The 25966-nt window shown below is 69.8% G+C and carries 24 protein-coding genes; 12 read left to right on the top strand and 12 right to left on the bottom strand.

Translation table 11 applies throughout. The features are described 5' to 3' along the window. Nucleotides 1-82 precede the first annotated feature (82 nt). Nucleotides 83-1345 carry a C39 family peptidase gene (locus D7Y04_RS03825; protein WP_121758341.1) on the top strand — a complete coding sequence of 421 codons (1263 nt, stop codon included), beginning with the start codon at nt 83-85 and terminating at the stop codon, nt 1343-1345. 239 nt (nt 1346-1584) lie between these two features. Further along, entirely contained in the window at nt 1585-3024 is a 1440-nt protein-coding gene (locus tag D7Y04_RS03820; RefSeq protein ID WP_120593179.1) for a glutamine synthetase family protein, read from the top strand. Here the strand turns inward: D7Y04_RS03820 and D7Y04_RS03815 are convergent. Next, nucleotides 3021-3869, bottom strand: coding sequence for a DUF1206 domain-containing protein (locus D7Y04_RS03815; protein ID WP_121758340.1), 849 nt, complete (start codon nt 3867-3869; stop codon nt 3021-3023). The genes D7Y04_RS03820 and D7Y04_RS03815 overlap by 4 nt on opposite strands. A 127-nt stretch (nt 3870-3996) precedes the next feature. Beyond that, nucleotides 3997-4803 (bottom strand): S9 family peptidase, encoded by an 807-nt coding sequence (locus tag D7Y04_RS03810; RefSeq protein WP_121758339.1) that lies wholly within the window; start codon nt 4801-4803, stop codon nt 3997-3999. A 119-nt stretch (nt 4804-4922) separates the two neighbouring features. Here D7Y04_RS03810 and D7Y04_RS03805 point away from each other — a divergent pair, with 119 nt between their 5' ends. The 3 genes from D7Y04_RS03805 to D7Y04_RS03795 all read left to right on the top strand — a co-directional run bounded on the left by D7Y04_RS03805 (nt 4923) and on the right by D7Y04_RS03795 (nt 9304). Beyond that, a complete protein-coding gene (locus D7Y04_RS03805) occupies nt 4923-8378 on the top strand; it encodes a serine/threonine-protein kinase (RefSeq protein ID WP_121759263.1) in 3456 nt (1151 codons plus the stop codon). A gap of 84 nt (nt 8379-8462) precedes the next feature. Next, nucleotides 8463-8807 (top strand): VOC family protein, encoded by a 345-nt coding sequence (locus tag D7Y04_RS03800; protein ID WP_121758338.1) that lies wholly within the window; start codon nt 8463-8465, stop codon nt 8805-8807. 17 nt (nt 8808-8824) lie between these two features. Further along, nucleotides 8825-9304, top strand: coding sequence for a PaaI family thioesterase (locus D7Y04_RS03795; protein WP_121758337.1), 480 nt, complete (start codon nt 8825-8827; stop codon nt 9302-9304). 578 nt (nt 9305-9882) lie between these two features. Here D7Y04_RS03795 and D7Y04_RS03790 read toward each other — a convergent pair. Continuing rightward, the gene (locus tag D7Y04_RS03790) at nt 9883-10785 is read right to left on the bottom strand and encodes an SDR family oxidoreductase (RefSeq protein ID WP_121758336.1); all 903 of its coding nucleotides are present in this window, start codon (nt 10783-10785) and stop codon (nt 9883-9885) included. 80 nt (nt 10786-10865) lie between these two features. Between D7Y04_RS03790 and D7Y04_RS03785 the strand changes: the two genes are divergently transcribed. Further along, a complete protein-coding gene (locus D7Y04_RS03785) occupies nt 10866-11498 on the top strand; it encodes a TetR/AcrR family transcriptional regulator (protein ID WP_121758335.1) in 633 nt (210 codons plus the stop codon). Between the two features lie 27 nt (nt 11499-11525). Here D7Y04_RS03785 and D7Y04_RS03780 read toward each other — a convergent pair whose 3' ends face one another. The 3 genes from D7Y04_RS03780 to D7Y04_RS03770 all read right to left on the bottom strand — a co-directional run bounded on the left by D7Y04_RS03780 (nt 11526) and on the right by D7Y04_RS03770 (nt 14127). Then, nucleotides 11526-12029 carry a hypothetical protein gene (locus D7Y04_RS03780; protein WP_121758334.1) on the bottom strand — a complete coding sequence of 168 codons (504 nt, stop codon included), beginning with the start codon at nt 12027-12029 and terminating at the stop codon, nt 11526-11528. 63 nt (nt 12030-12092) lie between these two features. After that, a complete protein-coding gene (locus D7Y04_RS03775; protein ID WP_121758333.1) occupies nt 12093-13718 on the bottom strand; it encodes a sigma 54-interacting transcriptional regulator in 1626 nt (541 codons plus the stop codon). Nucleotides 13719-13743: 25 nt separating this feature from the next. After that, nucleotides 13744-14127, bottom strand: coding sequence for a hypothetical protein (locus tag D7Y04_RS03770; RefSeq protein WP_120593168.1), 384 nt, complete (start codon nt 14125-14127; stop codon nt 13744-13746). A gap of 236 nt (nt 14128-14363) precedes the next feature. On the opposite strand from D7Y04_RS03770, the gene D7Y04_RS03765 reads away from it, so the two are divergent. Next, entirely contained in the window at nt 14364-14978 is a 615-nt protein-coding gene (locus D7Y04_RS03765) for a DUF2378 family protein (RefSeq protein WP_121758332.1), read from the top strand. Between the two features lie 20 nt (nt 14979-14998). Beyond that, on the top strand, nt 14999-15400 hold the full coding sequence (locus D7Y04_RS03760) for a TonB family protein (protein WP_120597243.1): 402 nt from the start codon (nt 14999-15001) through the stop codon (nt 15398-15400). Here D7Y04_RS03760 and D7Y04_RS03755 read toward each other — a convergent pair. Continuing rightward, nucleotides 15387-16400, bottom strand: a complete 1014-nt coding sequence (locus tag D7Y04_RS03755; protein ID WP_120597244.1) for an NAD(P)-dependent alcohol dehydrogenase — start codon at nt 16398-16400, stop codon at nt 15387-15389. The genes D7Y04_RS03760 and D7Y04_RS03755 overlap by 14 nt on opposite strands. Nucleotides 16401-16447: 47 nt before the next feature. Here D7Y04_RS03755 and D7Y04_RS03750 point away from each other — a divergent pair, with 47 nt between their 5' ends. Both D7Y04_RS03750 and D7Y04_RS03745 read left to right on the top strand, forming a co-directional pair. After that, nucleotides 16448-17080 (top strand): hypothetical protein, encoded by a 633-nt coding sequence (locus D7Y04_RS03750; protein WP_121758331.1) that lies wholly within the window; start codon nt 16448-16450, stop codon nt 17078-17080. A gap of 86 nt (nt 17081-17166) precedes the next feature. Then, nucleotides 17167-18645 carry a S28 family serine protease gene (locus D7Y04_RS03745; protein WP_121758330.1) on the top strand — a complete coding sequence of 493 codons (1479 nt, stop codon included), beginning with the start codon at nt 17167-17169 and terminating at the stop codon, nt 18643-18645. A 3-nt stretch (nt 18646-18648) separates the two neighbouring features. Here the strand turns inward: D7Y04_RS03745 and D7Y04_RS03740 are convergent, their stop codons facing one another. Further along, nucleotides 18649-19554 (bottom strand): LysR family transcriptional regulator, encoded by a 906-nt coding sequence (locus D7Y04_RS03740; protein WP_121759262.1) that lies wholly within the window; start codon nt 19552-19554, stop codon nt 18649-18651. Nucleotides 19555-19660: 106 nt separating this feature from the next. Here D7Y04_RS03740 and D7Y04_RS03735 point away from each other — a divergent pair, with 106 nt between their 5' ends. After that, a complete protein-coding gene (locus D7Y04_RS03735; protein ID WP_120597247.1) occupies nt 19661-20707 on the top strand; it encodes an NAD(P)-dependent alcohol dehydrogenase in 1047 nt (348 codons plus the stop codon). Here the strand turns inward: D7Y04_RS03735 and D7Y04_RS03730 are convergent. From D7Y04_RS03730 to poxB, 4 genes are all read right to left on the bottom strand, one after another. Continuing rightward, nucleotides 20691-21155, bottom strand: a complete 465-nt coding sequence (locus D7Y04_RS03730) for a DoxX family membrane protein (RefSeq protein ID WP_120597248.1) — start codon at nt 21153-21155, stop codon at nt 20691-20693. The genes D7Y04_RS03735 and D7Y04_RS03730 overlap by 17 nt on opposite strands. 83 nt (nt 21156-21238) lie before the next feature. Next, on the bottom strand, nt 21239-21754 hold the full coding sequence (locus D7Y04_RS03725; RefSeq protein WP_121758329.1) for a hypothetical protein: 516 nt from the start codon (nt 21752-21754) through the stop codon (nt 21239-21241). Nucleotides 21755-21784: 30 nt separating this feature from the next. Beyond that, complete coding sequence (locus D7Y04_RS03720) at nt 21785-22303, bottom strand: RNA polymerase sigma factor (protein WP_120597250.1); 519 nt, start codon at nt 22301-22303, stop codon at nt 21785-21787. A 126-nt stretch (nt 22304-22429) separates the two neighbouring features. Further along, complete coding sequence (gene poxB / locus D7Y04_RS03715) at nt 22430-24166, bottom strand: ubiquinone-dependent pyruvate dehydrogenase (protein WP_121758328.1); 1737 nt, start codon at nt 24164-24166, stop codon at nt 22430-22432. A 217-nt stretch (nt 24167-24383) separates the two neighbouring features. On the opposite strand from poxB, the gene D7Y04_RS03710 reads away from it, so the two are divergent. Continuing rightward, a complete protein-coding gene (locus tag D7Y04_RS03710) occupies nt 24384-25898 on the top strand; it encodes a hypothetical protein (RefSeq protein WP_121758327.1) in 1515 nt (504 codons plus the stop codon). The last annotated feature ends 68 nt before the right edge of the window (nt 25899-25966 follow it).

The following is a 25966-nucleotide window of genomic DNA, read 5'->3' as shown; positions in this document are numbered from 1 at the left end:
TGGACCCGAATCTGTCCGCCCGGCTCGACTTTCCAGGAATCCAACTTGAGCCCACGCACGAGCGTTTGCGACAATCCCGCGTGTGAACGCCCGCGCTCGCGTCCTCTCCGCCGTCCTGCTGGCCACCTGCATCTGGGCCTGCGCCTCCTCGCCGCCGTCGGCCCCGCCGGACACGTCGTCTCCGGAGACCGGCTCGCCCGCGCGCCTGTGGCAGAAGACGTCCGTGTCAGGCGACCTCGCGCGCTTCTCCCGTGACGGCACGCGCGTCACCGCGGAAGGCGCGCTGGAGCTGGACCCCTCCACCGCGAAGGACGGCACCGACCCGTTCCCCGCGGGCGGCTGGTTCGACGGCGGCAGCTTCTACAATGGCGGCACCTTCCGAGTCGGCACCGCCACCTCCGAAGTCCAGTCCGTACCCGGCGGCTTCGACAGCATCGTGCCCTCCTTCGACGCCCAGACTCCGCCCGGCACCTGGGTGAAGCTCACCGTCTCCGCCCGCATCGAAGGCACCTGGACCAAGGACTACGAACTGGGCGTCTGGGCCTTCGACACCACCACCGTCGCGCGCCACAGCGTGGACAACCAGGGCGACGCCGACGGCAACGTCCTCACCGACACCCTCAACCTCAAGCGCCGCGCGGACGCCCTGCGCGTCACCGTCCACCTCTTCTCCGAACGCACTGACATCAGCCCCCGCGTCCGTGCGCTCGCCGCCGCCGTCACCGACACGCGCCTCAAGCCCCAGGACGCCACGTCGGACCGCACCGGGTGGGGCGTCGTGCTCGACGTGCCGGGCTACTCGCAGATGATCTACCCCGACGGCGGCGAGGTCTGGTGCTCCCCCACGTCCACCACCATGCTGCTCGGCTACTGGAGCCGGAAGCTGGGCCGTGCGGACCTGGAACACCCCGTGCCCACCGCCGCCGCCCATACCTATGACTGGGTCTACAAGGGCACCGGCAACTGGAGCTTCAACACCGCCTACGCCGCCAGCATGTCCAACGGCGCCCTGCACGGACTCGTCGCCCGCTTCGACTCGTTCGCCCCCGTGGAGCGCCTCGTCGCCGCCGGCATCCCCGTCAGCATCAGCATCGCCTACGAACCCGGCGAGCTCCCCGGCGGCGCCTCCCGCCGCACCGACGGCCACCTCATCGTCGTGAAGGGCTTCACCGACACCGGCGACGTCGTCGTCAACGACCCTGCTTTCGGCTCCAACGAAACCACCCACGCCACCTACCCCCGCGCCGAGCTGTGGCGTGCCTGGCAGCACTCCCGAGGCGCCGCGTACGTGCTGTGGCCCGCCGGCACCGCCCTGCCCGAGCAGGGGCTCGTCCCCCTCCCGTAGCCCGCGTCCGAATGCGGACACGCAGCCAACGCAGCGCGGCGCGCAGTGTCCACTGGCCGGGGCGTCAGACACCCCGTCCCTTGACGTTCGGGCGTCCGTGCTCGACCCGACAAGACCTTTAGCCTTCGGTCCGCCTAAATTAGGCTTGATTTCGCGTCGCGGAATGTAAATACCTGCGACCGTGATTTTGATGTCCCTGCCGGTACTCCGGAACCGGGGACACGCCTGGAGGCAGGACCATGGAGCAGAAGCCGCTGCGGGACTTCCTGGAGATTCCCTACGACGAGCTGGAGGAACTCAACCTCAAGGTGAAGCGCCAGCGCATCAAGCGCGAGTCGCCGGACAAGGTTCGCGAGGAGCGGATCAAGTACCTGACCGACGAGAAGCGCATCAAGGCCGTCACCGTGTGCTTCACCGACCTGGAAGGTCGGCTGCACATGCTGGACTACGACAAGAAGTTCCTCCTCAAGAGCGCGGACAACCTCACCTTCGACGGCTCCTCCATCCGCGGCTTCTCCGCGCAGGCGGAGAGCGACCTGCGCCTGAACGTGGACTGGAGCGCGTTCTACTGGCTGCCGTCCGACATCTTCGGCCCCGGCAAGGTGCTCGCGTTCTGCGAGGTGCTGGAGCGCGACGGCACGCCGTACCACTCGGACATGCGCGGGCAGCTCAAGCGCGCCACCGAGCAGCTGTTCCAGAAGGACGGCACCGTGTTCCACGCGGCGCCGGAAATCGAAGGCTTCCTCTTCAAGAGCCGTGACGCCGAGCGCCACTACCACGAAGAGGGCAAGTTCGAGTTCATCTCCATCGGCGGCTACTACCACGCGCTGCCGGGCGACGGGCTGCGCACCTTCATCGACAAGGCCGCGGAAGCGCAGCGCGCCATGGGCTTCGAGAACGAGAAGGACCACCCGGAGGTGGCGCCCTCCCAGTTCGAGATGAACTTCTCCTACAGCGAGGCGCTCGTCGCCGCCGACCAGATCCAGCTCTACAAGCTGCTCTGCCGCCAGGTCGCCGCGCAGCAGGGGCTGACGGCCAGCTTCCTGCCCAAGCCCGTCACCGGCGTGAACGGCAACGGCATGCACATCAACATGTCGCTGTCGAAGAACAACAAGAACCTGTTCTACGACAAGGGCGGTCAGGACGGCCTGTCGGCCATGGGCTGGGAGTTCATCGACCGCCTCCTGAACAACGCGAACGACATCTGCCTGGTCCTCAACTCCAGCGTGAACTCGTACCGCCGGTTGGATCCGCACTACGAGGCGCCCAACCAGATCAAGGCCTCCGCGAACAACCGCGGCGCCATGGTGCGCATCCCGTTCGGCAACGAGCGCAGCGCGCGCGTCGAGTGCCGTTCGGTGGCGCCGGACGCGAACCCGTACATGGTGCTCTTCACGCTGCTGAAGACCGGCCTGGAGGGCCCGCAGCCGCAGGAGGACGCGGAGACCAAGCGCAGCCGCACGCGCTTCCTGCCGGACAACATCTACGACGCGGTGCGCTTCTTCAAGGGCAGCCAGTTCGTCGCGCAGACGCTGGGTGAGCAGGTGCAGGGCAAGTACGCGGAGCTGAAGGTGTCCTCCGCGGACCGTTGCCCCAAGCAGCTGGGAACCCGCGTGAAGGACGCGGAGATCCAGTTCCACCATGAGGTGACGAACCAGTACCTCTGGAACCTCTTCTAGAGTTCGCGGTAGCGCGCCTGGAGGAACAGGTAGGCGGCGTAGGCCACCAGGCCCGCCGCCACCACTCCCAGGAGCACGTCGCCCGCGGGTTGGCGGGCGACGACGGCCAGGGCCTCTCCCAGGCCCTTGGCCTCGCCCGGGTTCGAGTCCACGCCCGCGAGCACCAGGAAGCCGCCAATGACGGCGAACACCACGCCGCGCGCGGCGATGCCGAACTGGCACACCCGCTCCACGCGGTGCTGATGAGCCGCCGCCAGGCCCGTGAGCGTGAGCTTCTCCCGGAACTTCGCCTTCCATGCCGTGTGGAACTGCTTCAGCGCGAAGCCGACGATGCCCAGCCCCACCAGCACCACCAGGACGCGGCCGAAAGGCTGCTCCATCAGCGTCGCCGTCCAGCCCTGAGTGCCCTTGCCCTTCCCCTGTGACGCGCCCACCACGGTCTTCACCGCGAACAGCGCCAGCGAGCCGTAGATGACACCGCTCACGAAGTACATGGCGCGCGTGGCGATGCCCTTCGCGTCCGAGCCCTTGTCCTCCGTGTCCGCGAACGCCTGCGCGAATCTCCAGATGACGTAGCCGACGAGGCCCACGGCCAAGAGCGACAAGAGCACGATGCCAAAGGGCCCGCGCGCCACGGTGGCGACAGCGCCGTGACTGTCCGTGGCGCGTCCGCCCTCGCCCGCCGCGAGCTTCAGCGCGAGCACGCCAATGATGGCGTAGACGCAGCCCTTGGCCGCGTAGCCCATGCGGCCCAGCCTCTTCGCCCACGGGTGGTTCGCGGCTTCCTTCGCGCCGCGCGACAGCCGCTCCATGCCCGGCCCGCGCATCACGTCCATCGTCGCCATGCGGTCTGCTCCTCCCGGCCATCAAGACCGAAGGACAGGGTGCGCATCCGGAGGCGCGAACGGACGCAAGGCGCTCCCCCCGGTTCCCCATCCGAGCGGGGAACACAGGGCCCGGCTGCCTGGCTGCTCAGCGCAGGTTCTTCACGGCCTGGACCACGCGAGGCCACTCCTTGGAGCGCGGATCGATGAGCTCGAAGTGGCCCGCGCCCTTCAGGGGGACCAGGTGCACCGGGTCCTTCTGCTGGACGCCCCGGGCGTGGAAACCCTCGCTGACCTTCAGCGGAACGGTGTCGTCCTCGGTGCCATGAATGAGGACCTGCGGCAGCTTCAGGGGCTGGAGCGCGGCGGGTGACGCCACGGCGTAGCGCTCCGGGACCTGCTCCGGGGTGCCGCCCATGAAGGTCTTCACGATGCCGTTGCCCAGGTCCAGCGCCGCGCCCTGCGCCAGGTCCAGCACACCGGCCAGGGACACCACGCCCTTCAGCTTCAGCGGAGCATCACGGTAAAGCGGATGCTTCGGCGGGAGGCAGTGCCGCGCGGCGAGCCACATGGCCAGGTGTCCGCCCGCGGAGTGGCCCATGGCCACCACGTTGGAGAGGTCCAGCCCCAGCGACGGAGCCGCGCTCATCAGGTGGTCCGCCGCGGAGGCCACGTCCTCCAGGGTGCCGGGGAAGCCGCCGCCGTCCTGGCCCACGCGCCGGTACTCCAGGCTCCACGTCGCGAAGCCACGCTTCGTCAGGTCCGCGCACAGGTGGCCCGCGTGCTCCAGGCCGTACTCCGCGCGCCAGAAGCCACCGTGGACGAAGAGGACCACGGGGTGCGGGCCCTTCCCCTTGGGTTTGCGCAGCTCGGTGAACTGCTGCGGGGCTTCTCCATAGGCGATGCGCGCGTCAGGCGGCGGCTGCGGCGTTTCCAGGACCCACATGGAACTCATGCCGCGCATCTTGGGAACGGGCGGCCGGGCACCGCAAGTCGCGCCGCGCCGCCGTGCGTGGAGGCCGGGGGCTCCGGTACGCTCCCCGCGTGCTTGAGGCGAATGAAGCGGAGCTGCGCATGGCCCTGGCCGAGGGCCTGCTCTCCCGCGAGGACGTAGACACCTTGCGCGAGGAGGCGGTGCGGCGCGGAGTGTCCCCGTTGCAGCTCCTCGTGGAGCGCGGGCGGCTCACCGGGGATTCGCTCGTGTCGCTGCGCCGGAGCCTGGAAGTGGAGAGGAACGCCCCACCAGGCACCGCTGACGACACGTTGCCTCCAGGCGCCGCACCCACTGCCGTCACGGACGGTCCCGCGTTCCCGGTGCCGCACTGGACGCGCTACCGGCCCATCCGCTTTCTAGGTCAGGGCGGAATGGGCCGCGTCTTCCTGGCCCGGGACCTGCGGCTCCACCGCGACGTGGCGCTGAAGTTCGTCCGCGACGAGGACCCGGAGCTGTCCCGCCGCTTCATCTCCGAGGCCCGAGCCCAGGCCCGAGTGGACCACGAGCGCGTCTGCCGTGTGTACGAGGTCGGTGAGGTCCAGGGCCGCGCGTACATCGCCATGCAGTACATCGCGGGGGCGCCCCTGCACACGCTCGCAGGCACGCTGTCCGTGGAGCAGAAGGCGCTCGTGCTTCGAGACGCCACGCTGGGCGTGCACGCGGCCCATCTGGCTGGGCTCGTGCATCGTGATCTCAAGCCCTCCAACATCCTCGTGGAGCGCGGCGAGGACGGTGCCCTGCGCCCCTACGTCATGGACTTCGGCCTGGCGCGCGATTGGTCCAGCGACGATGCAGCCACCGCCACCGGCACCGTGCTGGGCACGCCCCAGTACATGGCCCCCGAACAGGCCCGGGGCGAGGTCACCCGGCTGGACCGGCGCGCGGACATCTACAGTCTGGGCGCCACGCTGTATCACCTGCTCACCGGCCAACCGCCTGTCACTGGTGCCAATGGATTGGAGGTACTCGGTCGCATCGCCACCCAGGAGCCTCGCCGTCCGCGAGAGCTGGACGCCGGGATTCCGGCGGACCTGGAGGCCATCGTCCTCAAGTGCCTGGAGAAGGACCGCTCGCGGCGCTACGGCTCCGCGCGGGCACTGGCGGACGACCTCACGCGGTTCCTCGAAGGCGACCGGGTGCTCGCGCGCACGGGCCCCACGTACCGCGTGCGCAAGTGGATGGCCCGTCACAGGGTCGCCGTCGTCGTCGCGAGCATCACCGGACTCGCCGTGGCGGGCGCCGTGGGCCAGGGCGTGATGGCCCGGCGGGAGGTGTCTCGGCGCGAGGCCCTGACCCGACGCTTCACCGAGGGCGTCGAACGCATCGAGGCCCAGGCCCGCTACTCCGGACAGGCGCCCCTGCACGACACGCGGCCGGACCGCGAGGCGATGCGCGCCCGCATGCGCGACATCGAAGCCTCCATGCGCGACGCCGGTCCCGTCGCGGAGGGCCCGGGCCATTACGCCTTGGGGCGCGGGTTCCTGGCGCTGGGGGACGAGGAGTCCGCGCTCACGCACCTGGAGACCGCCTGGGCGAAGGGCTTCCGTGAGCCGCGCGTGGCGTATGCGCTCGCGCTGGTGCTGGGTCATCGCTACCAGCGCGAGCGGTTGGAGGCGGACCGCATCCCAGACGCGGCCAGCCGCGAGGCGAAGCGGCGCGAAGCCTGGACGCACTCCCGTGACCCGGCGCTGGCATTCCTGGAGCAGGGCCGAGGCGCGGAGGTGCCCGCCCCTGAATACGCGGAGGCCCTCCGCGCCTTCCATCAGGAACGCTTCGAGGACGCGCTGAAGTCACTGGACGCGCTGGGCGCGCGGCTGCCGTGGTTCCACGAAGCGCCACGGCTCCGGGGCGACGTGCTGCTCGCTCGCGCCGTGCGCCATGCACTGGCGAGTGAACGCGACGCGGCCCGGGACGACCTGGAGGCCGGACGGCGGGCCTACGACGCGGCGGCGGACATCGGCCGCAGTGTATCCGCCGTGCACCGAGCGCGGGCGGAGCTGGAGCAGGAGGCCTTGTTCCAGGAACTGTCCGGCAAGGGCGACGTGCTGCCCGCGTACACGCGCGGGATGGAGGCCGTGTCACGCGCGCGCACGGTGGCTCCCGATGAAGCGGACACCTGGGTGCTGGAGGCCCGGCTCCACCGGAGCCTGGCCCAGGCGAGCCTCAGCAGTGGAGGCGACGTGGAGCCGCTCCTCACGCGCACGCTCGACGCGGCGAAGGAGGCGCTACGGCTTGCTCCCGAGAAGGTGGAGGCGCGCCACACGCTGGCCATGGGCTGGTGGCAGTGGGCCCGCTACCGTCAGGACCGGAATGAGGATCCGCGCGAACAACTGCGGGCCGCCGTCGCCGCCTTCGAGTCCATTCCCGAGTCCGCGCGCGACTACGACTTCCACCTGGACCTGGGGCTCGTCTTCAAGGTGTGGGCAGATTCAGAGGACGGGCGAGGCGGGGACTCGCTGCCCTTCCGGCAACAGGCCATCGCGTCCTACCGGCGAGCGTTGGAGCTGGACGCGAAGCGGCCGGATGCGTGGATCAACCTGGGCACGGCCTACGTGAACCGAGCCAACCATCCGCGTGCACCATCGAAGGATGCGGACCTGGAAGAAGCTCGAACAGCGCTGGAGCGCGCGAGCACGCTCGACCCGGGGCACGTCGTCGCGTGGTTCTACCTGGCGGAGGTGCACCGCACGCTCGCCTTGCGTCTGAGAGACCACGGCGGCGACGCGGGGCCAGGACTCGCCCGTGCGCTGGAGGCCTATCGCCAGGGCGTCGCCATCAACGCGAAGCTGCCGCCGCTCCAGAACGGTGTGGGGACCATCCTGCTCGACCAGGCCCGCGAGGCGTGGGACCGGGGAGATTCACCGGAGCCCCTGTTGGACCAGGCGGAGCAGGCTTTCATCCAGGCCATCGCCATCGCGCCCAAGGTGGGCTTCGCGCACAACAACCTGGGCGAGGTGCGCATGTGGCGCGCGACCTGGCGCCTGCTGCGCGACCAGGATCCCACCGCGAGCGCGAAGGAGGCTCAGGCCGAACTCCAGCAGGCCACGACGTTGCTGCCTGGACTCGCGGAGCCGTGGACCAACCTGGGCCAGGTGCACCACACCGTGGCCGCGTACGCGCTGAAGCACGGGAAGGATCCACGGCCTGCGCTCGCTCAGGCCACGGAGGCGCTGGAGCGTGCGCTGAAGCTCAACCCATCACTCGCGCAGGCATGGCGATGGCGGGGAGAGGTACGAGTTCTCCAGACTCGCGATGAAGTCCGAAGGGGCCAGAAGCCAGACGCGTCCTTCCAGGCCGCTGCGAGCGATTTCCAGAAGGCACTGGAGCTGGATCCCGAGAACCTGGATCCGCGCCTGGCCTACAGCGCGTTCCTTCGCGAATGGGGCGCGACGACCTCTGGTTCGGACGCACGAGCCCACCTCCAGCAGGGACTGTCACTGACCGAGGCCGTGCTCACCGCGCGCCCCCGGTGGAAGGACGCGAGCACCTTGCGCGATGATCTGCGTCGCGCACTCGCGAAGCTGCCGCCGGAATGACGGCCCGGCGCGGGTTGGTGAATGCACGGCATCTTCGCCGCTCCAGGTGTTGCCGCGCTGATGCAACGTACATAGCGTCGGCGCATGCCGCTCGCCCTCTACGCCGGAATCGCCGTCTCGGACTACGCCACGGCTTGCGACTGGTACTCGCGATTGTTCGGCGGACCGCCCACGCTCGTCGCCACGCCCACGAAGGCGGTGTGGGATCTCGCCGAGCACCGGTCCATCTTCATCGATGAACGCCCCGAGCACGCGGGCCACGCGAACCTCTCGATCTTCGTGGACGACCTGGACGGCCTCGTGGCCCAGCTCGCCGAGCGGGGGATCCACGCGGAGAAGCAGGAGACGTACAAGGACGGCGTCCGAAGGGCCACCTACCGGGACTCCGACGGGAACGAGATCGGCTTCGGCAGCGCCCCTCAGCTCTGACCACCGGGAGCACCTCCATGAGCACAGGCAGGCCACCCTTCGGCCCCCAGGTCTTCACTCCAGCGGACGCCGCGTTCGAGCAGCGCGTTCGAGACAGCTTCGCGCGCCAGCGCGTCATGGACACGATTGGTGCGTCGCTGACCTCCGTGTCACCGGGCGAGGTCGTCATCGAGCTGCCGTTCCGAGAGGACCTCACGCAGCAGCACGGCTATCTGCACGCGGCCATCGTCACGGCCATCGTCGACAGTGCATGCGGTTACGCGGCGTACTCGCTGATGCCCGTGGACGCCGCCGTCCTGACGGTGGAGTACAAAGTGAACTTCCTCGCGCCCGCCGCCGGCCGGAAGTTCATCGCGCAGGGCCGGGTGACAAAGCCCGGCCGGACGCTCACGGTCACCACGGGTGACGTGTTCGCGGAGACCGATGCAGGCCTCAAGCCCATCGCGACCATGCTCGCCACGATGATGGCCGTGAACCAGCGGGAGACCTCGGGCTGAGCTGAGTCATCCGGGGCAGCGTCGCCCAGACCTCCCCGCCCCCCATCCCCTGCCGGCGCGACCTTCCAAAACCTGTCCGACTGTCGGACAAGTTTCCGCGGCTCGGCTGAGGCGGCGTGCCCTGGGGACACGGCCACCCAAAAGCTGTCCGACTGTCGGACAGCTTTCCGCGGTTCGGCTGGGGCGGCGTGCCCTGGGGACACGGCCACCCAAAAGCTGTCCGACTGTCGGACGGCTTTCCGCGGTTCGGCTGGCGCGGGAACCCCTCATGGTTCTCCCAATCGCGGTCCGACTGTCGGACAGGTTTCCGTGGTTCGGGTGAACCGGGGTCCTCTGGGGACTCGGCTGTTCAAACCTGTTCGACTGTCGGACAAGTTCGTGCGCTGCGGCCGGGGAGGCCCAGCCGGACTCTCACCTTCTCATCCGTGCGGACGGACAGACTTCTCGTCCGATTGGCGCGGGCATGCGCCCGCTCCTCGCCTATCGAACAACAGGACGCCGCCGGTCCAGCGGATCCCGAGCAGCCTCGTGTCAGACCCGGCCCGTAGAACCGAGACACCAGCGGTCCTCCATCGCGCTCACAGGATCGTGCCAGCGTCCGATGCGAAGTAGTGGTCGTCGTCGAGGTCCGCCAGGAGCCCGGGCCCTTCGGGCCGCCAGCCGAGCTGTTCGCGCGTGCGGGCGCTCGACGCAGAAGCATCGAGCGCGAAGAGTGTCCCCAGGAAGCCGAGGAAGTCGCCGGCCTCTCCCGGCGTCTTCGAAGCGACCGGCACTCCCACCCGGCGACCGATGACGGCCGCGATGTCCCGAGCAGGCACGCCCTCGTCGGCAACGGCGTGGAGCCTCGAACCCGCGGGGGCCCGCTCCAGCGCGAGCCGGAAGAGCCGAGCCGCGTCGGACCTGTGCACCGCGGGCCAGCGATTCGCCCCCTCACCCACGTAGGCAGCCACGCCCGTCCGTCGCGCGGAGGCAATGAGGTGCGGCACGAAGCCATGGTCGCCCTTGCCATGAACCGACGGCGCAAGCCGCACGATGGACGTGCGCACTCCGCGCTCGGCCAGCGCGAGCATCATCGCCTCCGACGCGCCGCGCCCTGATGGAGCCGCCGCATCGGTCTCCACGGCGATGCGTCCCGGCGCCAGGCCCAGCAACCCCGCCGCGATGACAAGGGGCCGCTGGGAACCCTCCAGCGCCTTGCCCATGGCCTCAATCGCGCGCGCGTCAGCACGCACCGAGTCCGCGAAGCGGGAGAAGTCGTGGATGAACGCCAGATGGATGACCCCATCCGCCTTCGCCGCTCCAGCGCGAAGGCTGTCCGGGTCATCCAGCGAACCGCGATGCACCTCCGCCCCCGCCGCCTCCAAGGCCCAGGCCGAAGCATCCGAGCGGGCAAGCCCCACCACCTGATGCCCCGCCCCCAGGAGTTCAGGGACGACCGCCGAGCCGATGAAACCAGACGCACCCGTCACGAATACGCGCATGGAAAACCCCTTGATGTCAGCTACTGACATCACTACTAACAAGTGATGTCAGTGACTGCAATCAGGTTAAGCTTGGGCCCATGGGCCGCTGGGAACCCAACGCACGAGACCGGCTCGCACAGGCCGCGATGAGCCTGTTCCAGGAGCACGGGTACGACCGGACGACGGTGGAGGAGATCGCCGCGCGCGCGGGGCTCACCGAGCGGACGTTCTTCCGCTACTTCACCGATAAGAAGGAGGTCCTGTTCGGAGGCTCGGACGCGCTTCACGAACGCATCGTCTCCACCATCGCGGAGGCCCCTCAGGGGACCGCGCCGCTCGACACGGTCGCAGCCGCCCTCGATTCCCTGGCCCCCTTCTTCAAGGACCGCCGCGACCATGCCCGGGCGCGCCAGGCGCTCCTCGCCGCGCACGCGGAGCTTCGGGAGCGCGAGCTGATCAAGCTGGCCTCCCTCGCCTCGGCCGCCGCGGACACGCTTCGAAAGCGCGGCGTCACCGAGCCCACCGCGAGCCTGGCCGCCGAAGCGGGCATCGCCGTCTTCAAGGTCGCGTTCGAGCGCTGGCTCGAAGACCCGAAGGCGCAGGACCTCTCACGGCACATCCAGCTCGGGCTCGAAGAGCTCCGGGCCGTCACCGCGAGCACCGGCACCACCGTGACTCCGGCCGCGCCGCCACGGCAGCCCGCCCGGCCAGCCAGGGCCCGCAAGCCCTGACGAACCCCGCTCCGGGGACCGCGTGCTTCAGTCCTGGCCGCGCCCGGTGACTTCCAACGTGCCGTTGATGGTCTGCCGGATGCCCTCGGACTCCGTGGGCTGCGTGCACTTGGAGCAGTCGCTCGTCGGGCAGGACCACAGCGACGTTCTCGTCCCCGGCTCATCCCCGGAGCTCAGCGTCCAGGAAGCGACCTGACACGCGGGCACCGACAGGGGGTTCCGCCGAGGGTCCTCGAGGAAACTGCTTTCATGCACGCGGATGCACCGGTCCTGCTGCACCTGGGACACGAAGCCCACCGTCTGCCCGGGCAGCACCTTCACCGTCGTGCTGCTGAAGTGCACCTTACCGTCCGTGCTGGCGGTGATGGTCACCAGCACGTCCGCCTGGGGCGGCGTCGGGTTCACCGTGCAGGGCTGCACCGGCTCGCTGTCGGACGACGCGGCTTCGGATGAGGTGGAACGGGAACCACCGCTGGCACAGGCCAGCAGCAGTCCGGTGAGGCACAGCGGGAAGAGAACGCGGCTTCGCATGGGGAACCCTCCAGGGATGAAGACGGATGACGCGACGGCTCAGCAGCAAGCGTGCCACTGCGTTCATGGGACCTTCGCCGTAAGCCCCAACTCCTTCAACCGCCGCCCCAGCGCGCGCTTCGATACCTCCAGCGTGCGCACCATCGCGTCCAGGTCGCCGCCGCAGGTCTCGAAGCAGCGGATGATTTCGTCCGCGCCCAGGTCTCCGGCGGTGCGCAGGTTCGGGCTGCGCTCGATGAGGTCGTAGACGGACGGGCGTGGAATGCCCAACGCGTCCGCCGTGGCCTTCAGGTCCCATGCGCTCGCCCGCAGCGCGGCCAGCAGCTCCGCCTCCGTCACCTGCGACGGCTTGCGCCGGGGCACCGCCGCCTCGCGCGCCTCCGGGGCCCCCGCGGGCATCGCCGCCGGGTCCCGAGTGGGTGCCACGGCGCCAGAGGACGCCGCGCTCAGCGCTTCGTCCAGCTGTGGATCCAACTGCAACCGTGCCTGTCCCCGGCTCCCAATGACGAGCTGCCGCGTGAGGTTGCGAAGCTGCCGGATGTTCCCCGGCCACGCCGCGCGCACCAGCCTCGACGCCAGCGGCGCGGGCAGCCACGGCTCCGCGTGCGGATCCTCCGTGTCCAGCCGCGCAGCCTCTCCCAGCGCCGCCAGCTCCTCGCGCGCGAAGTGGAAGAACAACCGGCCCACGTCCTCGCGCCGCTCACGCAGGGCGGGGACGCGCAGGTCGTAGCCCGCCAACCTGTGCAGCAGCGGCGCCTTGAAGCGCCCGTCGCGGATCTGCTCCTCCAGGTGCGCGTCCGTCGCGGCGATGAGTCGCACGTCCACCTTCACCGGCTGGCTGGCGCCCACGGGGTACAGCTCCCCCGTCTCCAATACGCGCAGGAGCATCACCTGTACTTCCGGCGGCGCTTCGCCCACCTCGTCCAGGAACAGCGTGCCTTCGTGCGCGGCGCGGAAGAAGCCTTCTCGGTCCTGCGTGGCCCCGGAATACGCGCCCTTCCGCGAACCGAACAGCTCCGCCGCCGCCAGCTCCTTGGGGATGGCCCCCAGGTTGACGCTGACGAAGTGCCCATCCCGGCGCGGTGACAGCCGGTGGATGGCCTGAGCCACCAGCTCCTTGCCCGTGCCCGTCTCGCCCCGGATGAGCACCGACACGTCCAGGTCCGCCACCCGCTCGATGTGCTTGCGCAGCCGCCGCAGGCCCGCGCTCTCGCCCACCATGCCCGGCGTGTCCGCCATGCCCTCGCCGTCCAGCTCCACCGTGTGCAGCAGCAGCACCACGCGGCCCGACAGCTCCAGCGCCACCCCGTCCATCAACTCCGCCGGCCCGAAGTCCCTTGAGCCCTGGAGCGGCACGCCCGCCGCGACCACGTGCGTGCCGTCCTCCGGCACCGTCAGGCGCACGCCCCTGTCCGGCAGGGCGGAGAGCTCCAGCGGCTTGCGGCTCACGAACGGATCCGCCAGCGGCAGCCCCAGCGAGCTGCCCGGCTTCGCGAAGTCCGGCGCGTTGCGCGACAGGGCCAGGGTCCGCCCCGCCACCACCGCGTCCAACAGCAGCCGCTCCCCCACGCGCCGGGGCACCGGATGGGACACCACCGTCAGCGCGGGCACGGCGCGGGGAGCTCCCCGCGAAGCTCCGCGCTCCTTCATCGCGGCCGTGGAGACATCGGCGAGGGGGTCGTGCGGCATGGCCCACGACCCTACCGCACGCGCGTCAGCGCTTCGCCGTCTTGGGCGCCAGGCTCACCGTAACGGTGTAGTTGCCGGAGCCCTGGCTGAACGACACCGTGGAGGAGATGTCGTAGTTGGCGCTCTTCGCGATGACGCCCGGGCCGGAGGCGTGCGACCAGCGGTTGTCCCACCACAGCACGAACTGGTCCGTCGACGGGCTGGCGCCGCACGAGTACGTCACGGCTCCCTCGTCCCCCATGAGCCCCCAGTTGGGCTCCGCGGTGAACAGGTTCTGCGGGCCCCCCTGCGTCGACACATTGGGCGGCGTCGACGGGCTGAGGGCCCCGTGGTCGATGGTGGGAGTGCCCGGCAGCCAGTTGGCACCGCTGGTGTTGTTGGCGACGAAAATCACGGAGGGAGTGCCCATGGTCTTGCTCCTAGGTGGGTTGAGGTGACGCCTCCTCCCCCAGAGCAACCGCGATGCCATGCCCCGCTCCCTCGGAGGAGTCGCTCCGGCCCCCCCTTTCGACGCGTCGAACCGCGTCGGCCGACCCGTCGGGCCTCGTGCCGCACTGCGTTTTCGAACACTCCGCGTCATGTTCTTGAGAACTGGGAACCTACCGGGTTGAGGCGGCCCCGCTCACGCGGGTAGCGTGGGAGGACATGCCGACGACCCCCGAACGCCTTGTCTTCCAGCAGAGCTTCGAAGGGCTGATTCGCGCCCTGGGTGACCACCTGGACGAGCCGTGCGCGCGGCAGCTGCGCGACGCCGGCATCGACCCTCGCGGGAAGCTGGCGGTGGCCTATCCCCTGGAGGTGTGGGTGGAGTCGCTGAAGCTGGCGTCGTCCGTGCTCGCACCCTCGGCCACGCTGGACGACGGCGCGGAGGTGGTGGGCCGGCGCTTCCTGGAGGGCTACGGGTCCACGCTCATTGGCAGCGCGCTCCTGGCGGGCGTGCGGCTGTTGGGGCCGCACCGGATGCTGGAGCGGATGACGCGCAACCTGCGCACGGGCACCAACTACCTGGAGGCGCGGCTGGAGCAGACGGGGCCCACGCGCTACGTGCTCACCTGCCGCCCGGTGGTGATCGCCGGCTTCTACCGGGGCCTCTTCTCCGCCGGCCTGGAGATGAGCGGCGCGCACGGCGCCTCCGTGGTGCTGATGCGCGCGGCGGGCGACGCTGCCGTGTACGACCTGTCCTGGCAGCCGGAGAAGGGCGCTGGCAAGCCCCCCGAAGCGAAGCCCCTCCCCCCCCGAGGCCCCCAGCCGAGGAGCTGAGCGGGCCCTATATTCGGCCCATGCTCCGCATCCCGAAAACCGCCGTGGTGGTGCTCGCGCTGGCCCTCGCTTCCGGGGCCCTGGCCGCGAGCGGCAGTCCCCAGCTCCAGACCTACTTCCAGGGCTCGGTGGACAGCCCCACCTACCAGCAGCAGGCCTTCCAGCGCGTGGCGAAGGCCTGGAAGCAGCCGGGCCCCAAGGGCACTCCGGCCCTGGGCAAGAAGACCATCGTCCAGGCCGTGCTCGACAAGGACGGCAAGCTGATCTCCACCGCCATCCTCACCGAGTCCGGCGCCAAGGCGTGGGACGCCGCCGCGCTCGCCGCGGTGAAGAAGGCGGCGCCCTTCCCGCCCATGCCCAAGGGCACCACCACGCCCACGGTGGAGGCCCACTTCCACTTCGCGTGGGTCAGCTCACCTTGATGACAATCTTCCCGAAGTGCGCGCCCTGCTTCATGTGCTCGAAGGCGGCGCGCGCTTCCGCGAAGGGGAACACGCGGTCCACCACCGGGTGGACGTCATGGAGCGTGAACGCGCGCGTCAGCGCCTCGAAGGACTGACGGTGGCCCACGAACACGCCCTGCACGCGCAGGTTCTGCATCAGGATGGGGACCAGGGACACGGAGCCCGCCCCACCGGACAGCACGCCGATGACGGACACGGTGCCGCCCACGCGCAGCGCCTTGAGTGACTTCTCGAACGTCCCCGAGCCGCCCACCTCCACCACGTGGTCCACCCCCACGCCTCCGGTGAGCGTGCGCGCCGCCTTCTCCCAGTCCGGGGTGGTGACGTAGTTGATGCCCTCCTGCGCGCCCAGCTTCAGGGCCCGCTCCAGCTTGTCGTCGCGGCTGGACGTGGCAATGACGTGCGCGCCGAACAGCCGGGCAATCTGCAGCGCGAAGATGGACACGCCGCCCGTGCCCTGGACCAGCACCGTGTCCCCGGCCTTGAGCGCGCCTTGAGTGACGAGCGCGCTCCACGCCGTCACCGCCGCGCACGGCAGCGTGGCGGCCTCCTCGTCGGTGAGGTACGCGGGCGTGAGCACCACGCCGTCCTCGTGCAGGAGCATCGTGTCCGCGAGCGCGCCATCCAGCGGCCCGCCCAGCGTGGTGGCGGTGATGGCCTTCGTCGGCTCACCGGCCTGCCAGCCCTGCGCGAACAGCGTCATCACCCGGTCGCCTGGCTTCACGCGGGTGACGCCCGGCCCCACCGCGTCCACCACGCCCGCGCCGTCCGAGTTGGGCACCAGCGGCAGCTTCTGTCGAGGGTTGTAGCGGCCCTCCACCATCATCAGGTCGCGCGAGTTGAGGCTCGTGGCCTTCACGCGCACGCGCACCTGGAAGGGGCCAGGCACGGGGTCCGGCCGCTCCGCGCGCACCAGGTTGTCCAGACCGAAGGCACCGCGAATCTCGTAGACGTTCATGGCTCAAGAACTTAGAGCCGGGACCTTCCACCGAACAGGGTCCCACCATGTCACTGCTCCAGAAGTTGATGGAACACGCCTCGCTCCACGAGCCCTGCGGGACGGCCGGGAAGCGGGCCCAACTCAAGGCCGGACTCCCAGCCTCCGCCGCGACGAAGCAGGTGGACGGAGACCTGACGCTGACGGAGGGAACGGACCTCGTCTTCGAAGAGGGCCGCGTCCACGTGAAGGGCCACCTCCTCCTGGAGGACCAGTCCCGCCTGCTGGTCGCGGGGGACCTGGTGGTGGAGGGCAACATCGTCCATGAAGGGTTCGACTACGCCCTGCTCTTCGCGGGCGGCTCCATCCAGGCGGACAACCTCCTCTTCCATGGAGAGCTGGTCGCGCTGGGAGGCCTCACCCTGCGCGGCGCGGCCTGGACCTATTACAACGATTACTCCACCTACGCGGACACGCTGACGGCTCGCGCGGTGGTGGCCGACGACCGCGCGGACGCCGTGGACCAGGTCCACGCGGATACGCACCTCCAAGGACACTCCCAGGTCATCGCGGGAGCGCTGGAGCAGTTGCTGCACCCCGACGCGTGGGCCAGGTACCAGCAGGGCTCCTACGCCGCGCTGGCCAGACATCTGCGCCAGGGCCAGCCGTTGCTGCGCGATTCACCTCCACGGCGCAAGTAATTGCCGGGAGCACCCGGGACGTCCTTCTTCTGGAAATACAGGACCGGCATGTTCGTTCTGTCTTTCGCCCAAGGAGGGCTTTACCCATGTCACGTTTCTTCGGTCGTCCCGCGGTGCTGGCGTGCGCGCTGGCACTGGGGCTCCAGGCCTGCGGCGGCAGCGAGCTTCCCCCCGAGTCCACCGCCCCGAGCGCGCCAGAGGTCCAGGCGCAATCCCTGACACAGGACACGGCGCCGGACATCCTCGCGCAATTGCAGGCGGTTCCCGGCCTCACGGTGGTGCAGGAGCGGCCGGCCCCCGCGCCGGGCGTGCGCTTCTTCGTGCTGAGCTATGACCAGCCCGCGGACCACCTGCGTCCGAACGGCACGCGCTTCCAGCAGCGGTTGACGCTTCGCTACCGGAGCGCGGAGGCGCCCATGGTGCTGGCCACCACGGGGTACGGCCTCAACACGTCCTCCGGACAGACGGAGCCCACCTTCCTGGTGCAGGGCAACCAGTTGCAGGTGGAGCACCGCTTCTTCGGGCCCTCCATTCCGCAGCCCGCGGACTGGAGGCTGCTCAGCATCGAGCAGGCGGCGGCGGACCACCACCGCATCGTCCAGGCACTCAAGCCGCTCTTCCCGGGCAAGTGGATCAGCACCGGTGCCAGCAAGGGCGGCATGACGTCGCTCTATCACCGGGCGTTCTTCCCGCGAGACGTGGACGCCACGGTGGCCTACGTGGCGCCCAACAGCTACGGCACGCAGGACCCGCGCTACGTGAAGTTCTTGAGCAAGCTGGGCACGCCCGCGTGCCGCGAGAACATCCGGACCTTCCAGCGTGAAGTGCTGGAGCGGCGCGCGGAGACGGAGCCGCTCTTCCAGGCGACGGGCGCGGCGTACTACGGCAGCACCTACGACTTCCTGGGCGTGGACAAGGCGCTGGAGTTCAGCGCGCTCGAGTTCGCCTTCGCCTTCTGGCAGTACGGCGACGCGTCGCTGTGTGACGAGATTCCCCCGCCGGGAGGCTCCGCGCAGGGGCTGGTGGACTTCCTGGATTATGTGGTCGGCCTCTCGTACATGAGCGACGGCGACCTGGACTACTACGCGCCCTACGACTTCCAGGCCGCCACGCAGCTGGGCAGCTACGCCTCCGAAGAGGGCCACCTGCGCGGCGTCCAGCGCTACCCGCGCGGCTACGACCCGCGGGCGCTCGTGCCCTTCGACATGCGGCCGTACCCCTTCAACCCGTTCGTCATGCCGCTCGTGGAGGGCTGGGTGAAGGCGTTCGGGGAGCGCATCCTGCTGGTCTACGGAGAGAACGACCCCTGGTCCACGGGCGCGTTCAGCGTGAGCGCGCGCAATGACTCGTACCGGTTCTACCAGCCGGGCGGCAACCACGGCTCCCGCATCCTGGCCCTGCCGGAGGCGGAGCAGGCCGTGGCGACGGAGCGGCTGCGCGCCTGGGCGGGCCTGCCCGCGGAGAGCGCCGCGAGCCTGAGCCTGCGGGCCCGGAGCGCGAAGTCCTCGGGGGAGTCCATCACCACGGGCGTGGTGGACCGCCGTCGCGGCCCGCCGCGCGACTGACCTTCAGGGCCGTTCGGCCGTCACCTCGCGGGCCACGTCCAGGAAGGCGCGGAACGCGGGGGACACCTGGGCGCGGCTGGGGAAGTAGAGGAACAACCCTTCCATCCACGCCGCGTAGGGTTCCAGGACGAGCTTCAGGGTGCCGCGCTTCAAGCGCGGCACGATGGTGGGCTCAAAGGCATACATGAGCGCCAGGCCCGCCTCCGCCATCGCCACCAGCACCTCCTCGTTGGTGGCGAGCACGGGGCCGCGCACGGGGATGCGCCAGGTCTTCTTGCCGCGCTCCAGCTCCCACGCGTACTTCGCGCCGGTGGATGGCAGGAGGATGTTCACGCAGTCGTGCTCCAGCAGGTCCTCCGGTCGCTGGGGCGTCCCCTTGCGCTTGAGGTACGCGGGCGAGCCCACCACCACGTAGCGGAACCGCTTGGACAGACGCACCTGCACCATGTCCCGCTCGACGGCCTCGAACGGGCGGATGCCCGCGTCCAGGCCCTCCGCGACGATGTCCACGAAGCGTTCCTCGATGCGCAACTCCACCTCAACCTGGGGATGGCGCTGGGCGAAGCGCAGCAGGATGGGCGTCACCACCGTGGACAGGGAGATGGTGGGCACGGACAGCCGCACGCGGCCCGTGACCTCGCCCGCGCTGGCCGTGGCGGTCTCCAGCGCCTCCAGGGCCTGCGCCACGGAGGGGCCAGCGCGCTCCAGCAGCCGCTGACCCGCGTCCGTCAGCGCCACGCTCCGCGTCGTCCGGGTGAGCAGCGGCACGCCCAGCCGTGATTCCAGCTGGCGCACCTGCTGACTCAGCGCGGACGGGGAGATGCCCAGCTCGATGGCCGCCGCCGCGAAGCTGCGCCGGCGTCCCACCGCGAGGAAGGCGTTCAGGGCATTGAGGGGGGTGGTGGCCATTCGGAAGTTTTCCGACATTCGATGTGCGGATTCCATCCGTTTCGCGAAGAGCGGCGGGAACGCATCCTGCCTGGCGTCACGCAGCAGCCACACCAGGAGCCCTCCCATGATTCCCGTTCGCGCCTACGCGGCCCGGTCCGCCGGTGCCCACCTCACCCCCTTCCAGTTCGAGCGCCGCGAGCCCGGTCCGCGCGACGTGCAACTGGACATCCTCTATTGCGGCGTCTGCCACGGCGACCTGCACTTCAGCCGGAACGACCACGGCTTCTCACGCTTCCCCATGGTGCCCGGGCACGAAATCGTGGGCCGGGTGGTCCGCGTGGGTCCCGAGGTGAAGCGCGTCCAGACAGGAGACCTGGTGGGCGTGGGCTGCCTGGTGGACTCCTGCCGCACCTGCGACAGCTGCCGGGAGGGGCAGGAGCAGTACTGCGATGCGGGCGGAACCCAGACGTACAACAGCCTGGAGAAGGACGGGACGACGCACACGCTGGGTGGCTACTCGGAGGCCATCGTGGTGGACGAGGACTTCGTCCTGAAGGTCCCCGCCAACCTGGACCCTGCCGCCGTGGCTCCGCTGCTGTGCGCGGGCATCACCACGTATTCGCCACTGCGGCACTGGAAGGTCGGTCCCGGGCAGCGGGTGGGCGTGGTGGGGCTGGGAGGACTGGGACACGTGGGCGTGAAGCTCGCGCGGGCGATGGGCGCGCACGTCACCGTGTTCAGCCAGTCCGAGCGCAAGCGGCAGGACGCCCTGCGGCTGGGCGCGGAGGAGTTTGTGGTGTCCTCCAGTCCAGAGGAGATGGCGGCGCGGGCGGGCCGGCTGGACTTCATCCTGGACACCGTCTCCGCGGCCCACGACGTGAATCCCTACCTGGCGTTGTTGAAGCGGGACGGACACCTGGCCATCGTGGGAGTGCCGGAGCGTCCCCTGGACGTCGCCATCCTGCCCATGATTGCCCGGCGGAGGAGCCTCTCCGGCTCCAACATCGGCGGCATCGCGGAGACGCAGGCCATGCTCGACTTCTGCGGCGAGCACGGCATCGTCTCCGACATCGAACTGATTCCCATCCAGGGCATCAACGAAGCGTTCACGCGGCTGGAGAAGGGCGACGTGAAGTACCGCTTCGTCATCGACCTCAAGAGCCTGGGTTGACCTTCATGGCGAGCATCGGGCGGTACGCCGCCCGGTAGGACCAGGCCAGGAAGATTTCCGCCGCCAGGAGCATCACCGCCATGCCCAGGCCCGACGGCGCGAGGAAGGCGTGCGTCAGGAAGATGTTCACGATGACCGGGGCGATGAGCGCCAGCGCCAGCGGGACGAAGCGGTTGGCCAGCAGCAGCAGGCCCACCACCGTCTCCGTGCCCTTCACCAGCGCGAACAGGAAGCCCGTCGCCTTCATCGCGATGCCAAAGGCCACCGCTGGATCCGCCGGGTTCAGGTCCTTGGGCATGGGAATGAACTCCAGGAACCCGTTCAGGCCGAAGACGAAGAACACCAGCCCCATGAACACGCGGGCCGCCGTCGGCAGGAAGCGGGTGAACGACTTCTTCTTCGGGGTGGCGTCCACCCCGGGGGTGGAAGAGGAAAGGGTGGCGTCCATGACGTGCTCCGTTCAGTTGGAAATCGCGGGCCTTCTACTCCACGTCGAATCAGGCCCACACGAATCGACACGGCCTGCGCTTTTCAGCGGTTCGGCACTCCGCCTACATGGCCGTACGTCCGAGCGCGCAGCCGCAGCACCTGGTACGTGGCGCCGACGAGGAACAGGCCCAGCAGCGTCGCCAGGGCGGTCTGCACCAGGGGGGACTGCGGGCTGTCGGCCAGGGGCTTGCCGGCGGGCAGCCGGGTCAGCGTCTCGTTGATGCCCGGCACCAGCAGCACCATGAAGCTGGCGGAGTACGTGAGGGTCCGCACGTACTCCATGGCGCGGCCGAACACGCCCAGGGCTGGCGCCGCCGCGCCCACCGCCATGAGCAGCAGCGCCACGAGCCCCAGCGCGTGGCCCGGGTTGAAGCCGCCCGTGCTGGACAGGCCGAACGACGTCACCACCGACGTCACCATGCTGACGACGTACGCCTTGCCGACGCGCGTCCCCGGGTCGATGCGCCCATCGCGCACGAAGGCCCAGACGCCGAAGACGATGGGAGGCACGCTCACGAGTGTGTGGATGATGCCCAGGACGGACAGGGGGTTCGCCATGACAGGACTCCAGATGAGAGGGATTGAGCTTCAGGCCAGCAGGTATTCGCGGATCATCACGCGGGCGCGGTGCAGGCGGCTCTTCACCGCCGCCGGCTCCAACGACAGGCGCTCGGCCATCTCTCGGATGGAGAGCGCTTCGAAGTCGCGCAGCACGACGACCTCCAGGTACTGCGGCGGCAGCGACTCCAGCGCGGACGCCATGTCCAGCCGCAGCGAGTCCGGCGTGTGCGCGGACATCCACTGGTCCACGAGCGCTTCCTCGTAGGGGTCGTTCTTCAGAACCGTGCGGGCCAGCCGGCGGCACTCGCGCTGGACAATCTTGAACATCCACCCGGAGAACGACGCCAGCTTGCGCACGGCGGTCAGGTGGCGGGACATCACCAGCATGGCCTCCTGGACCGCGTCGTCCACGTCGCTGATGAGGCAGCGCTTCTGCGCATAGCGCCGGAGGTTCGGCTGCTGGAGCTGCAGCAGGTGCACCATCGCGTCGCGGTCACCGGCGTGGGCCGCGAGCAACAGCGCGTCGGGAGTGGTGGTCGAACCCATGGAAGCGGCCTCATGCGGCGGGGAAAATCCCCATTCGCCAGATAAGAGGCGGCCACGAGGCGAATGGATTCGCGGCCCTGCTGATTTTTCTCCGGCCCCGCCCAACCGCTGGAAATGCCAGGGGTTTCAGCGCCAGAGGTTGGTGCGCGCCAGCTCCAGCACCTCGTTGGTGCGGCCGTTGAGCAGGGCCTTGATGCCGAACAGGGTGAAGCCCGCGGCCATGGCCGCGGTGATGCGGGGCGGCATCACCAGCTCCGCCTTGCTGACCACGGCGTCCACCAGCACGGGCCCGGGCGTCGCGAGCGCCAGTTGGACGGCTTCATCCACCTGCGCCGGGTCCTCCACGCGCAGGCCCTTGACGCCCACGGCCTCCGCCAGCGCGGCGAAGTTCGGGTTCTGGAGCGCCGTGCCCACGTCGAGCATGCCGCCCACCTGCTGTTCCATGGCCACGAAGCCCAGGGAGCTGTTGTTGAACACCACGACCTTGATGGGCAGCCCCAGCTGCACCAGGCCGATGAAGTCCCCCATCAGCATCGTGAAGCCGCCGTCACCGGAGAAGGAGATGACCTGCCGGTCCGGGAAGGCCTTCTGCGCGCCAATGGCCTGCGCCAACGCGCTCGCCATGGAGCCGTGGTTGAAGGAACCCACCAGCCGCCGGCCGCCCTTCATGGTCGCGTAGCGCGCGGCCCAGACCGTGGGCAGGCCCACGTCGCAGGTGAAGATGGCGTCGTCCGCGGCCTGGAGGTCGAACGCACGAGCCACCTGCGGCGGGTGGATGGGCTTCCTGCCCACCGTGCCCTGCCCCAGCGAGTCCAGCTCCTCGCGCGTCTTGCGGTAGTGCACGAGCGCGCGCTCCAGGTGCTTCGTGTCGCGCTTCGCCTCGATGCGGGGAAGGAGCGCCTGGACGGTGGCGGACACGCTGCCCACCACACCCAGGTCCACCCGCGTGCGCTTGCCGATGTTCTCCGCGCGCACGTCCACCTGGATGATCCGCGTATCGGCGCTGTCCGGATAGAACTGCCGGTAGGGGAAGTCCGTGCCCAGCATCAGGAGCACGTCGCAGTCGATCATCGCCCAGTATCCAGACGCGTAGCCGATGAGCCCCGTGAGCCCCACGAAGTGGGGGTTGTCCTTCTCCACGAACTCCTTGCCTCGGAGCGCGGAGACGACGGGCGCCTGGAGCCGCTTCGCCAGCTCCACCACCTGAGCGCTCGCGCCCTCGCAGCCCGCGCCGCACAGCAGCGTCACGCGCCCGCCGCGGTTGAGCAGCGCCGCCATCTGCTCCACCTGCGCGGAAGAGGGCATCAACTGGGACGACGACGCGCGCAGCGATTCCGGCGTGGGGGCGCGAGCGTCCTCCGCCTTCAGCATGGCGATGTCGCCGGGGAGCACCACCACGGCCACGCCGCCCTTGCCCACCGCGCTGCGGACGGCGATCTCCGCCGTGCGCTGCATCTGGTTGGGCCCGGAGACCAGCTCACAGTAGTGGCTGCACTCCTTGAAGAGCGACTCCGGATGGGTCTCCTGGAAGTAGCCGGTGCCCAGCTCCACGGAGGGAATCTGCGCGGCGATGGCCAGCACCGGAGCCCGATTGCGGTGGCAGTCATACAGGCCGTTGATGAGGTGCAGGTTACCGGGGCCGCAGCTCCCCGCGCACACGGCGAGCTGCCCGGTGAGGTGCGCCTCCGCGCCCGCGGCGAAGGCGGCGGCCTCCTCGTTGCGCATGGGCACCCATTCGATGTCGCCCCGGCGGCGCAGCGAGTCCGTGAGGGCGTTCAGGCTGTCGCCCACCACGCCATAGATGCGCTTCACCCCCGCGAGCGCGAGGACCTCCACGAACTGGTCCGCCACCGTCTTCTTCATGGTCCATCCCTCGCCTGGGCCGGTTCACCCCGGGCGAAGATGTGCACCGTCCCGCTGGCTCGCGACCGGCCGTGCAGCCGGGCCCCAAGCAAGGCTGGCTGCCCGGTGCAGTCGGGCGTTCACCATTCGCCGTCCCCCGAGCACCATTCGCCGCGCCATTCAGCTCACTGGCGGCATGGCCCCTGGAGGCAGGTGCCGGTCGAGACAGCGTGGGGCCATGCGAAGCCCCCTGCTGTTGTCCGCTGTCACGGCGCTGCTGCTCACCCTGCCCACCTCCGCCGCCGAGGACCCGGGACGCGCCCACGTCCGCGCCGCCGCCGAGGCCATGGGCGGCGAGGCCCGGCTCCGAGCGCTCGAGGGCCTGCATCTTCGAGGCGTGGGCCACTGGAACCTGTTGGAGCAGTCCGAGCGCCCCACGCCCCCCTTCCTCGTCATGTACGAGCAGTTCGAAGAGGTGCGAGACCTGCAACGGGGCCGCCTGAGCCAGAAGTCGGAGAGCCGCGGGATGGTGATGGATGAGTGGAAGGGAGTGACGATGCTGCTAGCCGACGGCGTGGCGGCGGCGGACTTCCAGGGCAAATGGAGACCGCTGGGCGCCGCGCAGCTCCAGGACATGCAGGAGCGACTGACCTTCGCACCGGAGCACGTCTTGCTCGCGGCCCTGGACGCCAGGGACCTGCGAGCCCAGGCGGACACGGTGCTGCAGGAGGTGCCCCACCACGTCGTCGCCTTCCACCAGGACCGCGCGAGCGTGCGCCTGTTCCTCAACGCCCGCACGGGCCTGCCCACCGCCGTGGAGACAGTGGACGCGCATCCGGAGGATCCCTTCTGGAGCGTCTGGGGCGACGTGCGAACCGTGTTGTCCTTCCAAGCGTGGACGTTGGAGCCGGGAGGCCTGCGCTACCCACGCCACTGGGAGTGGGCGCGCAACGGCCAGCCCCACCACTCCGTCACGGTGACGGCGGTGACGGTGGATCCGCCGCTCGCGGACGCGGACTTCGCCGTGGCGGATGACGTGAAGCAGGGCTTCGAGGCCCGCCGCGCGAAGAAGCTGGACGAAGCCCCCGTGGTCCGTCCGGAAGCGCCGCCCGTGGAGGTGGCTCCAGGTGTGGTGCAACTACCGGGAGCGTGGAACGTGGCGCTGGTGGCACAGGACGACGGCGTGGTGGTGGTCGAGGGCCCGCTCGCGTCCGGCTATTCAGCGCGAGTGCTGGACGAGGCCGCGAAGCGCTTCCCGGGCCTGAAGGTGAAGGCCGTGGTGTCCACCAGCGACGCCTGGCCGCACATCGGAGGACTGCGCGAGTACGTGGCCCGGGGCATCCCGGTGTACGTGCTGGATCTCAACCGCGCGTTGGTGGAGCGGCTGGTGGCGTCGCCGCGCACGCTCGTGCCGGACGCGCTCGCCAGGAAGCCGCGTGCCGCGAAGCTCCAGGTCGTCGGCGCGCGGCGCGTGCTTGGCACCGGGAAGAACCGGCTGGAGCTCGTCCCGGTGCGCACGGAGACGGGGGAGCGGATGTTGTTCGCATGGCTGCCGGAGCACCGGCTGCTCTACACGTCCGACCTGGTGCAGCCCCAGCCGGACGGCACGTTCTTCAACGTGCAGCAGGTGGACGAAACGGTGGAGGTGGCCGCGCGAGAGAAGCTCCCGGTGTCCCAGGTGTTCGGCATGCACCTGAAGCCCACGGATTGGAGCGCCCTCACCACCGCCGTGGACAAGGTCCGCAAGCCCTGAGGCCCTCGGCCAAGAACCCTGTCTCCACCGATGAGAAGGTGAGAACCCAGCCGTGCCTCCCCGTCGGC

Source organism: Corallococcus sp. AB038B, assembly GCF_003668955.1.
Lineage (GTDB): Bacteria > Myxococcota > Myxococcia > Myxococcales > Myxococcaceae > Corallococcus > Corallococcus exiguus.
The sequence above is the reverse complement of the archived record's forward strand: the minus strand, read 5'-3'. Positions and strand labels throughout refer to the sequence as shown.

Bases quoted from the DNA above. Each gene is read 5' to 3' on its own strand.
- D7Y04_RS03820 (WP_120593179.1), top strand. From the start codon at position 1,585: ATGGAGCAGAAGCCGCTGCGGGACTTCCTGGAGATTCCCTACGACGAG.
- D7Y04_RS03815 (WP_121758340.1), bottom strand. From the start codon at position 3,869: ATGGCGACGATGGACGTGATGCGCGGGCCGGGCATGGAGCGGCTGTCG.
- D7Y04_RS03810 (WP_121758339.1), bottom strand. From the start codon at position 4,803: ATGAGTTCCATGTGGGTCCTGGAAACGCCGCAGCCGCCGCCTGACGCG.
- D7Y04_RS03805 (WP_121759263.1), top strand. From the start codon at position 4,923: ATGGCCCTGGCCGAGGGCCTGCTCTCCCGCGAGGACGTAGACACCTTG.
- D7Y04_RS03800 (WP_121758338.1), top strand. From the start codon at position 8,463: ATGCCGCTCGCCCTCTACGCCGGAATCGCCGTCTCGGACTACGCCACG.
- D7Y04_RS03795 (WP_121758337.1), top strand. From the start codon at position 8,825: ATGAGCACAGGCAGGCCACCCTTCGGCCCCCAGGTCTTCACTCCAGCG.
- D7Y04_RS03790 (WP_121758336.1), bottom strand. From the start codon at position 10,785: ATGCGCGTATTCGTGACGGGTGCGTCTGGTTTCATCGGCTCGGCGGTC.
- D7Y04_RS03785 (WP_121758335.1), top strand. From the start codon at position 10,866: ATGGGCCGCTGGGAACCCAACGCACGAGACCGGCTCGCACAGGCCGCG.
- D7Y04_RS03780 (WP_121758334.1), bottom strand. From the start codon at position 12,029: ATGCGAAGCCGCGTTCTCTTCCCGCTGTGCCTCACCGGACTGCTGCTG.
- D7Y04_RS03775 (WP_121758333.1), bottom strand. From the start codon at position 13,718: ATGCCGCACGACCCCCTCGCCGATGTCTCCACGGCCGCGATGAAGGAG.
- D7Y04_RS03770 (WP_120593168.1), bottom strand. From the start codon at position 14,127: ATGGGCACTCCCTCCGTGATTTTCGTCGCCAACAACACCAGCGGTGCC.
- D7Y04_RS03765 (WP_121758332.1), top strand. From the start codon at position 14,364: ATGCCGACGACCCCCGAACGCCTTGTCTTCCAGCAGAGCTTCGAAGGG.
- D7Y04_RS03760 (WP_120597243.1), top strand. From the start codon at position 14,999: ATGCTCCGCATCCCGAAAACCGCCGTGGTGGTGCTCGCGCTGGCCCTC.
- D7Y04_RS03755 (WP_120597244.1), bottom strand. From the start codon at position 16,400: ATGAACGTCTACGAGATTCGCGGTGCCTTCGGTCTGGACAACCTGGTG.
- D7Y04_RS03750 (WP_121758331.1), top strand. From the start codon at position 16,448: ATGTCACTGCTCCAGAAGTTGATGGAACACGCCTCGCTCCACGAGCCC.
- D7Y04_RS03745 (WP_121758330.1), top strand. From the start codon at position 17,167: ATGTCACGTTTCTTCGGTCGTCCCGCGGTGCTGGCGTGCGCGCTGGCA.
- D7Y04_RS03740 (WP_121759262.1), bottom strand. From the start codon at position 19,554: ATGGCCACCACCCCCCTCAATGCCCTGAACGCCTTCCTCGCGGTGGGA.
- D7Y04_RS03735 (WP_120597247.1), top strand. From the start codon at position 19,661: ATGATTCCCGTTCGCGCCTACGCGGCCCGGTCCGCCGGTGCCCACCTC.
- D7Y04_RS03730 (WP_120597248.1), bottom strand. From the start codon at position 21,155: ATGGACGCCACCCTTTCCTCTTCCACCCCCGGGGTGGACGCCACCCCG.
- D7Y04_RS03725 (WP_121758329.1), bottom strand. From the start codon at position 21,754: ATGGCGAACCCCCTGTCCGTCCTGGGCATCATCCACACACTCGTGAGC.
- D7Y04_RS03720 (WP_120597250.1), bottom strand. From the start codon at position 22,303: ATGGGTTCGACCACCACTCCCGACGCGCTGTTGCTCGCGGCCCACGCC.
- poxB (WP_121758328.1), bottom strand. From the start codon at position 24,166: ATGAAGAAGACGGTGGCGGACCAGTTCGTGGAGGTCCTCGCGCTCGCG.
- D7Y04_RS03710 (WP_121758327.1), top strand. From the start codon at position 24,384: ATGCGAAGCCCCCTGCTGTTGTCCGCTGTCACGGCGCTGCTGCTCACC.